Raw genomic sequence first — 16,676 nt, 5'->3', positions numbered from 1 at the left:
TTCCGACCGGACCTGCGTGCGAACGTGGTAGGAAGGAAGTGGCCTCAACGAAGGAGACGCAATGGTGATCGACAGGACCGGACTGGCGGAGTTCCTCCGGCGCCGCCGCGAGGCGTTGCAACCCGAGGACGTCGGCCTCCCGCGTGGACAACGCCGCCGGACAAGCGGGCTGCGGCGCGAGGAAGTCGCCTTGCTTTGCCACATGTCGACCGACTACTACTCGCGACTCGAGCGGGAGCGCGGACCGCAGCCGTCCGAGCAGATGATCGCCTCCATCGCGCAAGGGCTCCACCTTTCCCTCGACGAGCGCGACCACCTGTTCCGACTCGCCGGACACAACCCACCCGCCCGCGGCACTGTCAGTGAGCACATCAGCCCCGGCCTGCTGCGCATCTTCGACCGGCTGCACGATACTCCCGCGGAGATCGTCACCGAGCTCGGCGAGACCCTGCGGCAGACCGCACTCGGCGTCGCGCTCACCGGTGACCTGACCTCCTACAGCGGCCCTGCCCGCAGCATCGGCTACCGCTGGTTCACTGACCCCGCGACACGGCAGCTCTACGCCCCCGACGAACATCCGTTCCTCACCCGCATGTTCGTCTCGGGCCTGCGCGGGGTGCCACGCTGCGAGGTCCTGCCTCCCGGGCGGCTCACCTTGCCGACTTGCTTCTCGCCCGAAGTGAAGAGTTCCGGAGCGTTTGGAGCGAGCACGAGGTCGGCATTCGTCCCCACGAGGTGAAGCACTTCATCCACCCTGAACTCGGCGCCTTGGAGTTGACCTGCCAGACACTGCTCGATCCGGGACAATCGCATTCGTTGCTCGTCTACACCGCCATTCCCGGCAGTGAGAGCTACGAGAAGCTGCAACTGCTGTCCGCCAGCGGCACGCAAGCGCACCGCTAGCGCACCACACAGGACAGCGCGGAACCAGCCGCCAATAGGGGCGCGCGGTGGCGCTATCTGGATGACGCCATTCGGGGTTCGGGCCGCCCGCAAGCTTCAACACGCTCGAATGGACAGGAAACATCCGGACTGCCGGAACCGGTGCAGTTCAGGTACAGGCGGTGTCCGCCGACGTCGATCAACTGACCCTGAGCCGGAGAGGCCGCTGCATCCACCGCTTCGCGCACGGTTTCGAAGGCGCTACCCAATGAAGCCAGAGCGAGCATCGCGATCGCTGGGTAGAGCAGAAAGCGCCCGGTCCGGCTGCGAAGCTGCCGATAGGCTTGGAAAATCATCCAGACCGTTAACAACAGCAATGCGGGAAACACCACTAGGGTTCAACGCTTGTGCAGGGAAGGATTTGAGCCAGTGAGTTCAGTCGCGGACGTTTCCTTCGAGATAACCGGCAACCCATTCATGGAGCCGGTCGGTGCTCCACGTCGGTGTGGCGACGAGGAGTACTTCACGGTCCTCACGGATGACGCGGGTGATGCCGTCTTCCTGCTTGAGGGCCTTGATCATGCGGCCCACCACCCGGTTGTGCTCGTGAACGATGTCCTCCCGCAACGACACCTCAAGCTCCCGGCCGCGGAGCTCGTCATCGCCCAGGTCTTCTACCTCGACGAGCGGTTCCTCCTCGGCCACCTCAGCTTCGTCCAGGCTGTCGCCCCGGTTCAACCGCTCAATGAGCCGGCGGGCGTACTCGGCCATGGTGTCATCCGGGGACTCGCGAAAACCTGTGATGCTGCCGTGGGCGTGGACCCTTGGCACATCGGGGAGGAACTTGTGGTCCTCCCCTGTGCCGCTGACCAGGACGGGATGCTTGTTGAGGTGGTATCGCTTGATGCGGTGGTGCGCGATTTCCCACCGCGCCTCTGGTGCGCGCTGCTGCACGACATCGCCCAGGTAGGACACCAGTCCGTCCAGCAGGAACAGCGACTCCAGTGAGAGTTCCCCTACTGTCTCGTAGGCGTACCGGGCCCAGGAGGGCCACTGTTCCCGCGGCACGCTGGTGGTGTCTGTGGCGCCGGGTGCGTCCGCGATGGTGAGGTGGGCCAGGCTCCATCGCCATAGGGGAACCAGGCTCTCGATGGACCCGTCCAGGAGTGCATCCGGGTCCTGCCCGTCGGCCACCAGGACCTCCCGCAGCCGCTCCAGTGCCGGCCCGCGCTCCTCCAGATACTCCTGGAAGGCGGCCTCAGACCTTGCCTTGGTCATGTTGATGTAGTCGACATACTGAGCCATGGCATCCCCCTTGAGGCCAAAGCATACCGGTGCGCCGGTCGGTCAGCCAGGGATGCTGAAGAAGCTCTTCGGGTCGTCGGCGCCCAGGAGATCGTGATGGAACACGATGGCGTCGACCGGCCGGGTGTCCACGAACAGGACCGCAACCGACCGGGAGTGGACCACGGTGTAGCGAGTGGGCCCGTCCAGCCAGGAATGGATCCCGGTGTACTCCTCAACGAACAACCCGTCGCCGAGCAGGCCCCGCTGCCCGAGCAGGTCATAGACAACATTCCAGGCGAGATCCATCAGTTCATGGATCGCCGCCTCAACAGTTGGAGCCGTCATAAGTCCATGGTCTCTCCAGTGACTGACAGGGTTCGGGAGCGACGCGCGGCCGGCTGCAGTGGTTCAGGAGGGCTTTTGCGACTCCCAGCCGGGTCCCGCATCCACAGCCGGAGATAAGCATTCATGCCGCTTCAAGACTGACCACAGGAAGGTCTAGGCTGGCGCAGCTTTCCTGTTCCTGCCCTGGTAGAGGCGGCGGTAGCTTGAGGGTGTGATGTTGAGCTTCCGGTCGAAGTGGAGCCGGAAATTTGCTGTCGTTCCCAGGCCGGTCATTGAGGCGACCGCTTGTACCGTCAGGTCGGTGGTTTCCAGGAGCCGGCAGGCTTCGGCTACGCGTTGGTCGTTCAGCCACTTCAAAGGGGTCATTCCTGCTTCGGCCGTGAATTTCCGTGTGAAGCTACTGGTTGCCCAGCCGGCGTGTGCAGCAATGTCCTCGACCGTGAGTGGCGCAGCCAGGTTCTGCCTGGCCCAGGCGCAGGTGTCGGCGAAGAGGGCCAACGGTGCGGCAACCGTGCGCTCCATGTACTGGACTTGGCCCCCTTCCCGGTGCGGGGCCACCACCATCCGTCGCGCAATACTGTTGGCCACCTCGGTTCCATAGTCCTTGCGGACCAGGTGCAGACAAAGGTCTATGCCTGCCGCGACCCCGGCGCTGGTACTGACGTTGCCTTGGTCTATGTACAGGACGTCGGCGTTTACGGCGATGCCCGGGTACAGGGTTTGAAGCCGTTCGGCGTTTCTCCAGTGGGTGGTTGCCCGCTTACCGTCCAGGAGACCTGCAGCAGCGAGAGCGAAAGCGCCGGTGCACACCGACACCACGCGGGCTCCGTTGCCCGCTGCCTGGCGCAGGGCCTCGCTGACCTCGGCGGGCGGATCGTTCAGCGGTGCGTAGCCGGGCACCACGACAGTGTCCGCTGACAGAACGGCGTCCAAGCCATCAAGGGCCTGGATGGAATACCCGGACGTTGTCGGAACCAGGCCGGGCTGGGCAGCGCAGACCCGGAACGAGTATCGTCCCCGTTCATCTTCATGGCCGAAAACCTGAGCTGGAATGGCCAGGTCGAAAGCGACCACATCCGGCAGTGCCAGCGCGACGACTCGGTGCATATGCACACTGTACTCAGCAAGGCACGAGCTGAGCAGAATCCTTTCCATACGGGGCATTTTTGCCATGCATTTCCGTAGCCGGCGAATGACAGCATGGGCGCATGACAATCTTTCAGGCGGGGCACGAAATCACAGCTACCACTGCCAAGGACCCTACATCCACGGAGCAGGACCTAGCGCCCGGCGTTGATCTTTTACAGAAGGGACACATCGGTTGGATCGTGACCGGTTCGCTGGCTACCGGAGTTCTCGCTGCACTGCTGCTGGCCGTCGCCCCGTTTGTTCCGGCAACCGAGAGCACCCTGACCGGTGTCATCTTGTTGGGGCTGGCCCTGGGATGGGCCATGCTGGCTATGCTGTCGGTCCGGTTCACCGATCAACCACAGCAATGGGCCGCCGCCCCAGCACTCTTCATGGGACTGGGCGGGCTCCTTCTGCTGGTGCTCGGCTCCCCGGCGCAGGCAGTGCTCGCCTGGGTGTGGCCCCCCGCGTTGCTGGTGCTGGCGGTCTGGATGATCTTCCAAGCCAAACGGCAGCTTCGCAGTCGGAGCGGGCGCTTCCTGCTCTACCCGGTGATCGTAATGCTCGCTCTGGCATCAGCGGGTAGCGGCTTCGAAACCGTCAGCGCAGCGGCGGCTGCAACGGCCTCTCCGGCGCGGGGTCAGTTGATCGACGTCGGCGGGCACCGCCTGTACCTGAGCTGCACCGGTTCCGGCAGTCCCACTGTCGTGATCGAACCCGGCGCAGGCGGAATGTCATCTGACCTCGGATTGATAGCACCGGCCGTTGCCCGTGACACCCGGGTGTGCGTCTACGACCGGGCAGGCCGTGGATGGAGCGATCCGGCGAGCACGCCGCAGGACGGCGCGCAGATCGCGACCGACCTCCATACACTGCTGCAGCGGGCGTACGTTCCCGGACCGTATGTGCTGGCTGGACATTCGTTCGGTGGCCTCTACGCCCTCACTTTCGCTGCCCACCATCCCGAGGATGTAGCCGGTCTGGTCTTGGTGGACTCGACCGCACCGGCATCGGACGCGGAATCAGTGCACGGCCCTCGCACGGACGCCGACGACACGATAAACCGTATCTCCGCACTGGTCTCGAGCGCAGCGCAACTGGGCATCGGCAGGCTGCTCGGCGTGACACCCAGCCACCTCATAAGCACGACCGAGGAGTACATCCAAGGCGGCTCCTCAGCGCAGCAGGCCGCCGGCCTGGCGAACTTCACCGACAGACCGCTGGTCGTCCTGACAGCCGGCACCGGCAGTCAGCCCGGCTGGGACGCTTCGCAGGAAGCACTTGCCTCACTCTCGACCAGCACACTGCACCGCATCATCGACGGGGCCACCCATGCATCCTTTGTCACCGATCAGGAGAACGCGGCCGCGGCTGCCCGGGGAATTCTCGACGTCGTGTCCGCTGTGCGGAATGCAAGCCCGCTCACGCCGTAGGACGAAGTAAGCCCGTGACTCACCCATTCGGGGAAAGGAGCCGTCATTATGGCGGCGAGCATTTACGGGCCGGGTTCATTATGAGGGGCCGGGTCATTGAGGTCGGCTAGCATTCGAGCATGACTGAGAACGTGTTTGACCAGGAAACGCTCCAATCGATTGGAGAGCTTCTAGCCCTCGGGGAGCAGAAGGGCTTCGGGATGACCTTCACACCTGACGCCGAAGGATGGTCGGTGGGCTACATGCGGGGAATGGGCGGCGGCGAGCTGGTCAGTGGGTTCGACCTTGGGGACACAACGCGGGCCGCCTTACGTCCATTGCTTGATCTGGCCGCGAGGCATGAAAAGGCTCGCCAAGATCGAGAGCGTTAGCTGAAGCCGCAGGCACCCCGCGCCCAACGACACTGCTGAAGGAGTTCCATGGCCGACCTTGTCCCTGAATACCTGACCTTCGATTACCAATGTCAGTTCCGGGGAACCCCGGGAGCACGCCACGACCCGGAGGACTACCCCATGGTCTGGACCGTCAAGGTCAAGGGGACGGTGTGGGACGACAAGGATGACGGCGGGGACGGCAAAGAGGTGACCGTCGGGAAGGCACAGCTGTACGTGGTGCCCGACGCGGGAATCATCGACCTGTTCCTGACCCTGGACGCGGTCAACCAGGAAGTGGCCAACGTCGCCGAGATGCTCACGATCAAGCGACCTGACCTCCTGGAGGAGATGGCACTCGGCGGGGACCTGCTGATCCTGTCGTCCCTGCAGATTGAGCCGAAGTTCCGCGGCAACAAGCTCGGGCACGATGTCCTGAAGGCGATCCTCGGCGCACTCGGCAGGTCAGCCGCCCTTGTCATCGTGGAGGCCGCCCCTCTCCTCGGCAAGGCCGCCCCGGAGGAAGGCACTCCCGAGCATGAAGCAGCGAAGGCTGCGCTGCGGCGTTACTGGGAAGGCTTTGGCTTCCAGTCAGCGTACGGCGACTACCTTGTGCTGGACGCAATGGCGGACGTCCTGGAATAGCGGGGAGGTTCTCGAGGCCGTGGACAGCGGGAGGCGAGTGGAAGGCAGCTACTCGAAGAGCTCGATGCGCGGTGCTCCCTGAACGCCTCCGCGATGGAGGGCTTCCTTGAGTTCGTCGCGGCCGATAAACGCCCTGGCGGTGTCCACATTGTCGAAATGATGGATGACGAGGACATTGTTCGGGTCATCGGCCATCCGGTGCACTGACTCCTGGGTCACCCCGCCCTCTTTCTGCATGTCGGCGACGGAATCGTAGACTTTGCGCCAGGCGTCGTAGTCGGCGACACGATGAAGGATGGTTGCAACGGCCATGGTGCTTCTCCTTTGAAGCGTGCCGCGCTATTTCTCGGACCGGTCCGGGCCCGTGAACCTTCCAGGCTTTGATGGTCGACCGCGCGTGCACGATTAGCTGCGGTGGCCCGGAAATGGGCCGCCACTGGTTGTCTTACTCGCTCCCGTGCAGGATGTCAACAGGCTGGGCCATCACCTTCCACCGTCAACCATGCCGTCGCCAACGGGGGCTCACCGCCCACTACTGAAGAAACCTGAAGAAACTTTTCGGATCGTCGGCGCCCAAGAGGTCCTGGAGGAAGGCGATGGCGTCGACGGGCCGGGTGTCCACGAACAGGATCGCGACCGTCCGGGAGTGCACCACCGTGTACCGGTTCAGGTCTTCCACCCAGGAATGGATCCAGGTGTACTCCCTCAACGAAGAGCCCAACCCCGAGCAAGCCCCGCTGCTCGAGCAGGTCGTAGACAACATTCCAGGCAAGATCCATCAGCTCATGGAGCGCCGCCTCAACAGTTGGAGCCGTCATAGCTCCATGGTGCTCCCGGGCACCGACAGTCTTGTGGAGCTGGCGGGGCGTGTCCTCAAGAACTGCACGGAGAGTCCAATCCCAGGTAGTGGTCAACGAAAGATCGGCGGCATTCACTGGAGCTGTGGCCGCAGCAGGGCTATCTGGTCAACGAATCGTCAACGAAAGCTTCCGCTCCCACCGGGGCGTCTTTCCAGTGAGCCTCTTTGAGGAAGATGCCAGCGGTGGCACTCATGGCACGGGTAGGCGCGAACGGTTGCTTGCCGGGCTTCCCGGCCGCCAGGATCGCGTCCAGGGCGCGCAGGGCAGTGAACTGGTTGGGGTACTGGTTTTTCTGACAGGCCATCGCGGGGTCCTTCGTTCGGTTGACCGAACGGTTCACACCCGCCTACAGTCGCCATCTTCATAGCGGTCTTGCTGTACTGATCATGCCATATTCCGGAGGGCTTCTGGAGGAGCTACTCGGGCTCAGATTCTCCCTCGTCTTTGAGCTCGCCGGCGGCGATGCGCTCGGCGGTGCGCCGGTAGGCCTCGATGATGAAGTCTTCGATGTCGCTGGCCCCGATGCGCCACACGCCCCGCCGACCTGGATCCCGCGAAGCTCCCCTGTCCTGAGCAGGGCCCGGATCTGGTTCTGGTTTACGTTCAGCTCTTCGGCCGCCTGGGCAATGGTCAGGAAGCGCAGCTTCTGGGGTTCGTCGGTCACCGGATCATCCTGATGCGCGGTTTGGCGTCGGCTCTCGCGGCGTGCTGCTGTTTCAGCCCGCGGCGCCCGGCCCGGGGTCCCCCACGAAGTAGCAGCTCAAGATCGACACAAGAGATTCCGAGGATTGACCGATTCCCTTCCCCAGCTTCCTCCTGGCTTCATAGAGTGTTCCCAAGGCAGTAACGACTACGTCTGGGGGACTTATGAGCACGAGCAGTATTCCGTTTGGGGAGGAAGCACGAGCCACGCAGGCTCCTGTGCCAGCCCGGCCCATCAAACCCGTGGTTGAACCACATGCAGTGCAGCAGGTTTCCCCCCGCAAGGGCCGGGAACATGAGGTGCAGCGTCTCATCCGCGACCTCGCCGAACTTGCACCCACTCGTCACGGGAGAACAGCATGACCGCCGGTGTCGATACGACCTTCGACTACCACTCAGACACTCCACACGGTAAAGACCCGGACAGGTACAGTCCCACCCTACGAAGGCACCACCAGCTCCTGTGGAGCAAAAGAGCTGCCCGGTAGCGGTCACTTCGACCTGGCCCCTGAACCCAAGTCGTATCTCGCTCACCGGTCCCATTTGGGTGAGTTTGGCCTATCCAGCGATGCCATCACCACCAGACTTCAAAAGCAGGCGGCCAGCCTCACAAGCAGCATCCCGGAGGATGAGATCCCTCCGTACCGCGGTTACACCGCCGGGAGCGCTCTGGTGTTCCCGGGCATCCAGATCGGCGGACAGCAGGTGATCAATCAGGCACGCGGCTGTCACCCCTGATCGCCGACCGCTTCGATCTGACCTTGGAGTGCATCCGGCGCCATTACCTTCGTATGGAGCCGAACCCACTCTCAGATGTCCTGAACAGATATAAGGAATTCTTCGCCCTGTTCAAGACCTTCGACGGGTACGTCGAGTTCTTCATGCTGCAGGACCTCGTAGAGGAGGACGGCGTGACCATCAAGTACTTCCACGATTTCAAGAACTTCACGACGCCTGCCGTCCCGCAAGACAAAGACAAGTACCTCAAGTATCTGCGGCGGAAAAACGACTTCATCACCGCGCGAAACAACAGGATCGACGCGGAACCCTAGGTGTGGCCCATGAACTCACTTTTGGTGATTACCACCGCGCAAGGAGAACCATCATGAAAGAACCTGAAAAGCCAGGCGACGTACTGGCCTGGCACGTCGAGAAGCTCCACTGGAACCAGGCAATGTTTTCTGAAGTAATCGACCGGCCCGTTCAGTTCGTCAGTGAGGTCATCAATGGCAAGACCAGAATCACCAGGACCTCGGCGGTACAGTTCGGCGCGGCCCTCGGCACGACCGCCGAGTACTGGCTGGACCTTCAGGATGAGTATGAGTTGTGGGTGCTGTCCCGTAACAAGGAATTACAGAAGATGCTCCGAGGCATCAAACGCCGAGCCAAGGCCTATGTGAATTTTCCGCAAGTGTGAGCAGCACGTGAGGAGCTGAATGGGGCAGTGCCGCCCCTTGCCGTCGCCCCCAGTGAGGTACGTGTGGCTAGACTGACGGGGTTAGGACGGATTGGGGGATCCAGGGCGGCGGTGCCGCTGCTCCGCTGGTCGGTCGCCGCGCGAACCAATGATGACCATGACCTTCTTCCAAGACCTGCCCGTACCGGAAGAACCACGCCGCGGCAGGACCGTCAGGTACGTTCCCCGGGCCTGGGCTGGTGCGCCGACCCACGAACTGCCTGCAGTTGTTCACATCGGGCAGTTCCTGCATCGCAGCCGCAGCTTTGTGCTGGCCTTCGAACTCTCGAAGGTGTATTCGATCGGATGCTCCTTTGATCTGACATGGACACTTCGCCGGGCTGAGGAAGACGATGAAGCCTGGGCTGAGCTGAATGGGGCATTCTTCGGTCACCCTCACAGCATAAAAAAGGGCGCTGATACTGGTGAGGCCAACCCCACCCCGGTCGGGAATCGAGTATTACAGTGGATGCATGGCTGCCAGCCGCAACCCGCTCGACGACCTGCGCGAAACCATCGGCCATCTGACCGATCAGCTCAGGCTGCACGGTTCGGAGCGCGTTGATGACCTGGTCGGCGATCTCATCGGTGCGAGGCCCGGGCCGGCCCGGCCGCTGTCCGAGGTGCAGGCCGAGCTCGACGCGCTGGTTGGACTGGAGACCGTGAAGGAACAGGTGCGGGCCCTCGTCGCACTGCTCCAGGTCCAGGCCCGCCGTAAGACGCACGGCCTGCCGGAGGTGGCCACTTCACAGCATCTGGTGTTCCTCGGAAACCCGGGCACGGGCAAGACCACCGTGGCGCGGCTCTTGGCCGAGATGTACCGCGCGGTCGGGCTGCTGCAGAAAGGCCACCTGGTCGAGGTCGACCGTTCGGGCCTGGTGGGGCAGTACGTCGGCGCGACCGCCATCAAGACGGACCGGGTGATCCGGCGTGCGCTGGACGGCGTCCTGTTCATCGACGAGGCCTACGCGCTGGCCCCGGAGGACGGCCGGATGGACTTCGGCCCCGAGGCGATCGAGGTTCTGCTCAAGCGGATGGAGGACCACCGCCACCGCCTGGTCGTGATCGTGGCCGGGTGCCCGCGGCTGATGGAGTCCTTCTTGCTCTCGAACCCCGGACTGCGCTCCCGGTTCGCCCGCGAGATCACGTTCCCCGACTACTCCGTCGACGCACTCCAGACGATTTTCCACCAGATGCTGGCCCAGCACGAGTACACGCTGGAGCCGGGTGCGGACCAGATGCTGCGCCGCATCTTTACCGGGCTCCACGCGGGCGAGGACTCCGGCAACGCACGGTTCGCCCGCAGGCTGTTCGAGCAGGCGCTCAACCGCCAGTCGCTGCGGCTGTCGCTCGACGAGGAGCAAAGTCTCGACGCGCTCGATCGTGAGGCCGTCATGATGCTCACCGCGGACGACATCGTCGAGGCCGCGCTGGCCTTGGGCGAGGAGCCGGAACCGACGCCGGAACCGGAGCGGTCACGTTGGTGGCGCTGGCTGGTCTGATCGGATCCGCGGCGGCTGTCAGGCGAATGCAAGGACCGCCCCCGAGCGGGAAAGGCACAACTATTCCACTGTGGTGCAACCGGAGGACGGATTTCTAGTCCTTCTGCCGGCGGCCACGCGCCCTGATGACCTTGGCGACCCCGGCCAGGGCGAGAGGGAACGCCACGACGGCGGCCAGGTGGCGCAGCAGGTTGTAGGGCTGCACCAGCGTAGCCCAGCCCACGAGAGCCCCTGGCAGTGCCACGCAGACCGTCACCCAGACGGGGTTGCCGCGGATGTGTGACCAGAGGGCGGCCGCGAGGGACATGGTGGAGCCGGCGAAGATGTAGCGACTGCCAATCCAGGTCTCTTCCTGATCGGCCGGACTCGGCAGCCAAATATGCCAGTTGGCGCGCGCGATCCCGTAGCCGATCAGGATCATCGAGGCGAGGACGAGCAGGATCCACGCGATGCTTCCAGCCCATCGGCGGCTTGCTTCAGACATCGTCTTCACCCCTCCCCTGAGTCTAGAGCGGCCCGTAGCCTGCGGTGCCGTACGGGGTCCCGCCAGTTGCCCAGGTCGTTCTCCACGGCCCTCCGAAGTCCAGTGTCAGTGCGGAGCCGGCGGCGGAAGGACTGCCGTGCCCGCCCCAGCACCGTCGATGGGATCAGGATACAGGCCGCCAGGAGAGCCACGACGAGCAGGTACGCACCGGTCAGCGCAGCGCTGGTGCCACGTTCGGCGGCCGCCGGGCAATTGCGGAGGGTCTTAGGAGCGACCCGCAGCCAGGAGGCCACTTCTTCGGTAGTCAGGAGCGGCGCCGCGTTGCCCTGGTCCGTTGCCGGTCCTAGGGTCTTTTTGCTTGTCTGCATGCTTTTCCCTATGCAGCCAAGCCCGTGACGGGTGTCGTCCGCCTTTCCCAAAGCGTGTAGTAAACGTGTTGTGCCCCGGTCTTTCGCGCATGAAAAAACCCTCCATCCCGGGCAAAATCGCCGGAATGAAGGGGTTCGTGGAGCCTCCTGTCGGATTCGAACCGACGACCCCCGCTTTACAAGAGCGGTGCTCTGGCCAACTGAGCTAAGGAGGCGCACCCCATGCGGGGCGTGCGCCGCAATGGCGCTAGATAAGGTTAGCCCAAGTCCGCCCGCTCGTAAAAACCGCAGGCCGCGGGCAACCCGGGCAAAAGAAAGGACCTGCTTCCGGAATCGATCCGGAAGCAGGTCCTTTGCATTCAGGGATCAGCCCTTGGCGTCGATCGCTGCCTGGATGTCAGCGTTCAGGTCCGTGGTGCCCTGCCACTGCTTGCCATCAACAAAAACGGTGGGAGTGCCGGTGATGCCGGAGTTCGCAGCCAAATCGGTGGAGTACTTCACGTACGGGCGGAAGGTCTTCCCATCAACACAGCTGTTGATATCGGCGCCGATGTCGCTGGCATGGGACTTCAGCTTGTCGTCAGAGAGGCCCGCTCCGCCTTCAGCAGGCTGGTTCGCGAACAGCACGTCAACGTATTCGGCGTACTTTTCCGGTGCTTTGTCGGCTACACAGGCCGCAGCGTTGGCGGCGCGTGAGGAGTAGTTGGTGCTGGACTGACGGTCCAGGAAGCCCAACGGCCGGTACTCCATCGTAATTTTGCCTTCATTGCGGAGTGTGGTCAGCGCATCGTTGTACGTGGTTTCGAACCGCAGGCAGACGGGGCAGATGAAGTCGATGTAGGCAATCACCTTCACCGGCTGTCCTGCTTCGGCTTCCGCGCCCGGAGCCACGAGGGGGCTGGGCAACGTGTCCGGCTTGGCGGGAAGGTTCGCCATGTCCACCGTGGCAGGGTCCGTTTTCTTCACTTCGCTGTTGGCCAGCAGGGTCACACCACCGTTGGCGTTGGCGCTGGCCGGCACGGGACCCTGGTCTGCAATGGGAGTGTTTTGCTGGATGTTTGTGGTCACTACAAGCGCCACCACCGTAAGGATGGCCACCACGGCCACCACAATGCCCCAGCCGATAAGCAGCTTGTTGCGCTTGTCCTTCTTCAGCTGCACTTCACGGATCTGGCGTGCCTTCTCGCGCGCCTCCGAGGTTCGTTCAGCCTTGGACTTACGTGGTTCATTTGCGGGGCTCATGTGTTCCTTGGGTCGATCGACATAGGGGGACCACTCAGTGGCAACTCCATCATTTTAGGGGAGAAACCTGAGAGCTTGCGCCTTCAAGTATTCCGCCCGAATAACCAACGGACGAATAGCCCCGATGATTCCATCCTATTAAGGTGGCTTAAAGGCACAAGCAACCCCAGGGGGCCGCAATGCAAACACCCGTCCAAGAAAAACCAACAGCTGTACCTGCCACCGGCGCCGCCGCACGCAGCCACAGCACGGCCGCCACGTACGACTTTATGGTTGTGTCCAACAGACTGCCGGTTGACCGCTGCGCGCCAGGCGAGAGCGGCGACGACGGCTCCGGCTGGCGCCGCTCCCCCGGCGGCCTGGTGACTGCCCTCGCCCCCATGATGACCAAGACCGACGGCGCGTGGGTGGGCTGGCACGGCGCCCCGGACGAAACCGTGGCGCCTTTCAGCCACGGCGGCATGGACCTGGTTCCCGTCCAACTGAGCAACGACGACGTTGAGCTCTACTACGAGGGTTTCTCCAACGCCACCCTGTGGCCCCTCTACCACGACGTCATCGCCCCGCCGGAGTTCCACCGAACCTGGTGGGACGCCTACCGCAAGGTCAATCAAAGGTTCGCGGACGCCGTCGTACGCCATGCCGGCCAGGGCGCCACGGTGTGGGTCCAGGATTACCAGCTGCAGCTGGTGCCGCGGCTGCTGCGCCAAGCGCGGCCGGACCTGCGGATCGGATTCTTCAACCACATCCCCTTCCCCCCGCCGGAGATCTTCGCCCAGCTGCCGTGGCGGCAGGCCATCATCGACGGCCTGATGGGCGCAGACCTTGTGGGCTTCCAGCGCCCCAGCGACGCCGGTAACTTCATGCGCTCCGCCCGCCGGTTCCTGGGCGCCAGCGTCAAGCAGCAGCAGGTGCATGTGAAGGGTGCGGACGGCGAAATCACGCACATCGCCAGGGCCCAGGCCTTCCCCATCTCCATCGACGTGGCCCAGATCAACGAACTGGCGCACAACCCCGAGATCATCGAGCGTGCACGCCAGATCCGCCAGGACCTCGGGAACCCCAAGACCATCCTCCTGGGCGTGGACCGGCTCGATTACACCAAGGGCATCCGGCACCGGCTCAAGGCCTTTGAGGAACTCCTGAACGAAGGCAAGCTGACGGTCGGCGATGCGACACTGATCCAGGTTGCCAGCCCCAGCCGCGAACGCGTTGAGCAGTACCGCCTCCTCCGCGAGGAAATCGAAGGTACCGTCGGCCACATCAACGGCACCTACGACACCATCCAGAACACCGCCGTCCGCTACCTGCACCACAGCTACCCCGTGGAGGAGATGGTGGCGCTGTACCTCGCCGCCGACGTCATGCTCGTGACCGCACTGCGGGACGGCATGAACCTCGTGGCCAAGGAATACGTCACTGCCCGCAAGGACAACGACGGCGCGCTGGTCCTCAGCGAGTTCGCCGGCGCCGCGGACCAGCTTAAGCAGGCACTGCTGATGAACCCGCACGATATAGACGGCCTCAAGGACACCATCATGCGGGCCGTCGATTTGCCCCCCAAAGACGCCGCGCGCCGCATGCGGTCCATGCGCAAGCAGATCCTGGAGCACGACGTCGACCACTGGTCAGCTGACTTCCTGGCCGCCCTGAATGAGAAAGTTGTGCGCGATGACTCCTGACGCCCGCCCGGCCAAGGGCCCGCTCGCCCTGTCCCCCGAACTCCGGCAGGCCGCCCGTCGCATCGCCCAGACGGAGCACCTGCTGGTGGCCATGGACTTCGACGGCACCATTTCCCCACTCGTTGACCGCGCCGACGAGGCCCGCCCCCTTCCGCGCACGGCCGCCGCCTTCGCCGGGCTCGCCGCCCTTCCACGCACGACGACGGCACTCATCTCGGGACGGGCCCTCGCCAGCCTGCGCGCGGTCGCCTCGCCCCCGGTGGACACGCTGCTGATCGGCAGCCATGGTGCCGAGGCGTGGCTTGGCCCCGGCTCCACGGAGCTGACGCTGGACGAGGCCCAACGGCTGCTGCTGGCCGAAGTCCGCGGTGTCCTCGAAGAGATCGTTGAGCAGGCTCCGGGCACGCTGCTCGAAGACAAGCCCGCAGGCGTGGTCCTGCATACCCGGCTGGCCACGGACGATGTCGCCGAGGACGCCGTTGCTGCGGCCCGTTCGGTTCTCCAGGACCGCAAGGGTGTTTTCCTGAAGAACGGCAAACGTGTCCTGGAAACATCGGTGGTCAACGCCTCCAAGGGTGAGGGCCTGACCTTCCTGCGCCAGATCACGGGGGCCACCGCGGTCCTCTTCGCCGGTGACGACGTCACGGACGAAGACGCCCTGGCCCGCCTGGAATCCGGCGATGTCGGCGTCAAGGTGGGCCTGGACTTCACCCAGGCGGAGTTCCGGGTGGAAGCGCCGGCCCACGTGGCGGAACTGCTCGAAGCACTCCTGCAGGAACGGAGCCTGGTGGTGGCCGAAGAAGAGCCCGGGACGAACTGAACCTCGGGGGCATGTCCAACCTCACATGTGACCTCCGTAACATTTGCGCGAATAAGCCATTCGTCTGACATACTCTTGGTTGTGATGTGGCGCACAGAACCGTGCGGCGTCACGCGATACTCCTCGGCCTTCGGCCGGGGAGTACACGGCTGCAATGCCGTGGATAACTGAATTACATGAACCATTCACTACGGATCGTCCGGCACGTACCTGCCGGTGAAGGGATTGATAACTGTGGCTACAGTTACTTTTGATAACGCTACGCGTCTGTACCCGGGCACAGAGAAGCCCGCTGTTGACAAGCTCAACATTGAAATCGCCGATGGCGAATTCCTGGTCCTCGTTGGACCCTCCGGTTGCGGTAAGTCCACTTCCCTGCGCATGCTCGCAGGCCTTGAGGACGTCAACGCCGGCCGGATTCTTATCGGCGACCGTGATGTCACCGATGTTCCGCCGAAGGACCGCGACATCGCGATGGTTTTCCAGAACTACGCGCTGTACCCGCACATGACGGTTGCGGACAACATGGGCTTCGCGCTGAAGATCGCCGGCGTTTCCAAGGAAGAGCGCGCCGAGCGCGTCCGTGAAGCCGCCAAGCTTCTTGACCTCGAGCCGTACCTGGACCGCAAGCCGAAGGCACTCTCCGGCGGCCAGCGCCAGCGTGTTGCCATGGGCCGCGCCATCGTGCGTAACCCGCAGGTGTTCCTCATGGATGAGCCGCTTTCCAACCTGGACGCCAAGCTCCGTGTCCAGACCCGTACGCAGATCGCATCCCTGACCCGCCGCCTCGGCGTCACCACCGTTTACGTTACGCACGACCAGGTCGAGGCCATGACCATGGGTGACCGCGTCGCTGTGCTGAAGGACGGCCTGCTGATGCAGGTTGACACCCCGCGCAACCTCTACGACAAGCCCAAGAACGTCTTCGTTGCCGGCTTCATCGGCTCCCCCGCCATGAACCTGCTCGAGCTGCCCGTGGTCGACGGCGGCGTCCAGTTCGGCGGAACGGTTTACCCCGTGCCGCGCAGCATCCTCGAAGAGGCCCACGGCAGCACCGTCACCTTGGGCAGCCGCCCCGAGGACCTCGAGCAGGCCGCCCATGGTGAAGGTCTCCAGGTCGAGGTCGACGTTGTTGAAGAACTCGGTGCCGACGCCTACGTCTACGGCCACACAACACTGGACGGCAAGGACCACGACATCGTGGCACGCGTCGACGGCCGCCGCCCCCCGCTGAAGGGCGACACCATCTACGTCCGTCCGCAGTCCGGCCACGTGCACCTGTTCGACACCAAGACCGGCCTGCGCCTGGGCGACTAGTCCCCACCGGCGCCCTAACCTCGCTCCGCTTCGGCCAGGGAACCCTGCCGGCGTGGGCCCAACCACCGGCGCCGAGATCCACTAACCGACGGCGGCCCTCCTGACTGGACGGGCCGCCGTCGGCGTTTAACCGCAAACTTTAGGCCAGCAGC

At 63.8% G+C, this 16,676-nt stretch carries 19 protein-coding genes, 1 tRNA gene and 2 pseudogenes; 11 read left to right on the top strand and 11 right to left on the bottom strand.

The features are described 5' to 3' along the window. Positions 1-64: 64 nt before the first annotated feature. A pseudogene (locus AC3IT0_RS04290) lies at positions 65-903 on the top strand (helix-turn-helix transcriptional regulator). A 53-nt stretch (positions 904-956) separates the two neighbouring features. Here AC3IT0_RS04290 and AC3IT0_RS04285 read toward each other — a convergent pair. From AC3IT0_RS04285 to AC3IT0_RS04270, 4 genes are all read right to left on the bottom strand, one after another. Continuing rightward, positions 957-1,274: a hypothetical protein gene (locus AC3IT0_RS04285; protein ID WP_489322549.1), complete on the bottom strand. Its 318-nt coding sequence runs from the start codon at positions 1,272-1,274 to the stop codon at positions 957-959. Between the two features lie 43 nt (positions 1,275-1,317). After that, entirely contained in the window at positions 1,318-2,187 is an 870-nt protein-coding gene (locus AC3IT0_RS04280; RefSeq protein ID WP_489322548.1) for a hypothetical protein, read from the bottom strand. Between the two features lie 42 nt (positions 2,188-2,229). Continuing rightward, positions 2,230-2,514, bottom strand: coding sequence for a hypothetical protein (locus AC3IT0_RS04275; protein WP_489322547.1), 285 nt, complete (start codon positions 2,512-2,514; stop codon positions 2,230-2,232). A gap of 153 nt (positions 2,515-2,667) precedes the next feature. Beyond that, positions 2,668-3,621, bottom strand: a complete 954-nt coding sequence (locus AC3IT0_RS04270) for a GlxA family transcriptional regulator (RefSeq protein ID WP_489322546.1) — start codon at positions 3,619-3,621, stop codon at positions 2,668-2,670. Between the two features lie 101 nt (positions 3,622-3,722). Between AC3IT0_RS04270 and AC3IT0_RS04265 the strand changes: the two genes are divergently transcribed. The 3 genes from AC3IT0_RS04265 (at position 3,723) to AC3IT0_RS04255 (ending at position 6,091) form a co-directional block, all read left to right on the top strand. Next, positions 3,723-5,075, top strand: a complete 1,353-nt coding sequence (locus tag AC3IT0_RS04265; RefSeq protein ID WP_489322545.1) for an alpha/beta fold hydrolase — start codon at positions 3,723-3,725, stop codon at positions 5,073-5,075. A gap of 119 nt (positions 5,076-5,194) precedes the next feature. Beyond that, a complete protein-coding gene (locus tag AC3IT0_RS04260; protein ID WP_489322544.1) occupies positions 5,195-5,446 on the top strand; it encodes a hypothetical protein in 252 nt (83 codons plus the stop codon). 48 nt (positions 5,447-5,494) lie between these two features. Beyond that, the gene (locus tag AC3IT0_RS04255) at positions 5,495-6,091 is read left to right on the top strand and encodes a hypothetical protein (protein ID WP_489322543.1); all 597 of its coding nucleotides are present in this window, start codon (positions 5,495-5,497) and stop codon (positions 6,089-6,091) included. 48 nt (positions 6,092-6,139) lie between these two features. Here the strand turns inward: AC3IT0_RS04255 and AC3IT0_RS04250 are convergent, their stop codons facing one another. The 3 genes from AC3IT0_RS04250 to AC3IT0_RS04240 all read right to left on the bottom strand — a co-directional run bounded on the left by AC3IT0_RS04250 (position 6,140) and on the right by AC3IT0_RS04240 (position 7,255). Beyond that, positions 6,140-6,403, bottom strand: a complete 264-nt coding sequence (locus AC3IT0_RS04250; protein ID WP_489322542.1) for a hypothetical protein — start codon at positions 6,401-6,403, stop codon at positions 6,140-6,142. 220 nt (positions 6,404-6,623) lie between these two features. After that, the gene (locus AC3IT0_RS04245) at positions 6,624-6,800 is read right to left on the bottom strand and encodes a hypothetical protein (RefSeq protein ID WP_489322541.1); all 177 of its coding nucleotides are present in this window, start codon (positions 6,798-6,800) and stop codon (positions 6,624-6,626) included. A 248-nt stretch (positions 6,801-7,048) separates the two neighbouring features. Further along, positions 7,049-7,255 (bottom strand): hypothetical protein, encoded by a 207-nt coding sequence (locus AC3IT0_RS04240; protein ID WP_489322540.1) that lies wholly within the window; start codon positions 7,253-7,255, stop codon positions 7,049-7,051. Between the two features lie 757 nt (positions 7,256-8,012). On the opposite strand from AC3IT0_RS04240, the gene AC3IT0_RS04235 reads away from it, so the two are divergent. The 4 genes and pseudogenes from AC3IT0_RS04235 (at position 8,013) to AC3IT0_RS04220 (ending at position 10,611) form a co-directional block, all read left to right on the top strand. After that, positions 8,013-8,141 carry a DUF6994 family protein gene (locus AC3IT0_RS04235; protein WP_489322539.1) on the top strand — a complete coding sequence of 43 codons (129 nt, stop codon included), beginning with the start codon at positions 8,013-8,015 and terminating at the stop codon, positions 8,139-8,141. Continuing rightward, positions 8,131-8,705 (top strand): annotated as a pseudogene (locus AC3IT0_RS04230) (DUF6994 family protein). The gene AC3IT0_RS04235 and the pseudogene AC3IT0_RS04230 overlap by 11 nt, the downstream one beginning before the upstream one ends. A 53-nt stretch (positions 8,706-8,758) precedes the next feature. Then, on the top strand, positions 8,759-9,070 hold the full coding sequence (locus tag AC3IT0_RS04225) for a HigA family addiction module antitoxin (protein WP_489322538.1): 312 nt from the start codon (positions 8,759-8,761) through the stop codon (positions 9,068-9,070). 512 nt (positions 9,071-9,582) lie between these two features. Further along, a complete protein-coding gene (locus tag AC3IT0_RS04220; protein WP_489322537.1) occupies positions 9,583-10,611 on the top strand; it encodes an AAA family ATPase in 1,029 nt (342 codons plus the stop codon). Positions 10,612-10,705: 94 nt separating this feature from the next. On the opposite strand, the gene AC3IT0_RS04215 is transcribed toward AC3IT0_RS04220, so the two are convergent. From AC3IT0_RS04215 to AC3IT0_RS04200, 4 genes are all read right to left on the bottom strand, one after another. Then, positions 10,706-11,095, bottom strand: coding sequence for a hypothetical protein (locus AC3IT0_RS04215; protein WP_489322536.1), 390 nt, complete (start codon positions 11,093-11,095; stop codon positions 10,706-10,708). 5 nt (positions 11,096-11,100) lie between these two features. Then, positions 11,101-11,463: a hypothetical protein gene (locus AC3IT0_RS04210; RefSeq protein ID WP_489322535.1), complete on the bottom strand. Its 363-nt coding sequence runs from the start codon at positions 11,461-11,463 to the stop codon at positions 11,101-11,103. A gap of 138 nt (positions 11,464-11,601) precedes the next feature. Then, positions 11,602-11,678, bottom strand: a tRNA-Thr gene (locus tag AC3IT0_RS04205). A gap of 151 nt (positions 11,679-11,829) precedes the next feature. Continuing rightward, positions 11,830-12,705 carry a DsbA family protein gene (locus tag AC3IT0_RS04200; protein ID WP_489322534.1) on the bottom strand — a complete coding sequence of 292 codons (876 nt, stop codon included), beginning with the start codon at positions 12,703-12,705 and terminating at the stop codon, positions 11,830-11,832. Between the two features lie 179 nt (positions 12,706-12,884). Between AC3IT0_RS04200 and AC3IT0_RS04195 the strand changes: the two genes are divergently transcribed. The 3 genes from AC3IT0_RS04195 (at position 12,885) to AC3IT0_RS04185 (ending at position 16,524) form a co-directional block, all read left to right on the top strand. Next, positions 12,885-14,387 carry an alpha,alpha-trehalose-phosphate synthase (UDP-forming) gene (locus AC3IT0_RS04195; protein WP_489322533.1) on the top strand — a complete coding sequence of 501 codons (1,503 nt, stop codon included), beginning with the start codon at positions 12,885-12,887 and terminating at the stop codon, positions 14,385-14,387. Then, entirely contained in the window at positions 14,377-15,207 is an 831-nt protein-coding gene (otsB, locus tag AC3IT0_RS04190) for a trehalose-phosphatase (RefSeq protein ID WP_489322532.1), read from the top strand. Before AC3IT0_RS04195 ends, otsB begins: the two co-directional genes overlap by 11 nt. Before the next feature lie 234 nt (positions 15,208-15,441). Further along, positions 15,442-16,524: an ABC transporter ATP-binding protein gene (locus AC3IT0_RS04185; RefSeq protein WP_489322531.1), complete on the top strand. Its 1,083-nt coding sequence runs from the start codon at positions 15,442-15,444 to the stop codon at positions 16,522-16,524. Positions 16,525-16,676: the final 152 nt, after the last annotated feature.

It is taken from the genome of Pseudarthrobacter sp. KH_020_B, from assembly GCF_057840185.1.
Note: the sequence above shows the minus strand (reverse complement) of the source record. Positions and strands in the feature narration are given on the sequence as shown.

What these genes read in the sequence shown, in the direction of transcription:
- AC3IT0_RS04225 (WP_489322538.1), top strand. Translation starts at nt 8,759, where the DNA reads ATGAAAGAACCTGAAAAGCCAGGCGACGTACTGGCCTGGCACGTCGAG.
- otsB (WP_489322532.1), top strand. Translation starts at nt 14,377, where the DNA reads ATGACTCCTGACGCCCGCCCGGCCAAGGGCCCGCTCGCCCTGTCCCCC.
- AC3IT0_RS04235 (WP_489322539.1), top strand. Translation starts at nt 8,013, where the DNA reads ATGACCGCCGGTGTCGATACGACCTTCGACTACCACTCAGACACTCCA.
- AC3IT0_RS04260 (WP_489322544.1), top strand. Translation starts at nt 5,195, where the DNA reads ATGACTGAGAACGTGTTTGACCAGGAAACGCTCCAATCGATTGGAGAG.
- AC3IT0_RS04275 (WP_489322547.1), bottom strand. Translation starts at nt 2,514, where the DNA reads ATGACGGCTCCAACTGTTGAGGCGGCGATCCATGAACTGATGGATCTC.
- AC3IT0_RS04280 (WP_489322548.1), bottom strand. Translation starts at nt 2,187, where the DNA reads ATGGCTCAGTATGTCGACTACATCAACATGACCAAGGCAAGGTCTGAG.
- AC3IT0_RS04195 (WP_489322533.1), top strand. Translation starts at nt 12,885, where the DNA reads ATGCAAACACCCGTCCAAGAAAAACCAACAGCTGTACCTGCCACCGGC.
- AC3IT0_RS04255 (WP_489322543.1), top strand. Translation starts at nt 5,495, where the DNA reads ATGGCCGACCTTGTCCCTGAATACCTGACCTTCGATTACCAATGTCAG.
- AC3IT0_RS04250 (WP_489322542.1), bottom strand. Translation starts at nt 6,403, where the DNA reads ATGGCCGTTGCAACCATCCTTCATCGTGTCGCCGACTACGACGCCTGG.
- AC3IT0_RS04270 (WP_489322546.1), bottom strand. Translation starts at nt 3,621, where the DNA reads ATGCACCGAGTCGTCGCGCTGGCACTGCCGGATGTGGTCGCTTTCGAC.
- AC3IT0_RS04265 (WP_489322545.1), top strand. Translation starts at nt 3,723, where the DNA reads ATGACAATCTTTCAGGCGGGGCACGAAATCACAGCTACCACTGCCAAG.
- AC3IT0_RS04200 (WP_489322534.1), bottom strand. Translation starts at nt 12,705, where the DNA reads ATGAGCCCCGCAAATGAACCACGTAAGTCCAAGGCTGAACGAACCTCG.
- AC3IT0_RS04240 (WP_489322540.1), bottom strand. Translation starts at nt 7,255, where the DNA reads ATGGCCTGTCAGAAAAACCAGTACCCCAACCAGTTCACTGCCCTGCGC.
- AC3IT0_RS04210 (WP_489322535.1), bottom strand. Translation starts at nt 11,463, where the DNA reads ATGCAGACAAGCAAAAAGACCCTAGGACCGGCAACGGACCAGGGCAAC.
- AC3IT0_RS04220 (WP_489322537.1), top strand. Translation starts at nt 9,583, where the DNA reads ATGGCTGCCAGCCGCAACCCGCTCGACGACCTGCGCGAAACCATCGGC.
- AC3IT0_RS04215 (WP_489322536.1), bottom strand. Translation starts at nt 11,095, where the DNA reads ATGTCTGAAGCAAGCCGCCGATGGGCTGGAAGCATCGCGTGGATCCTG.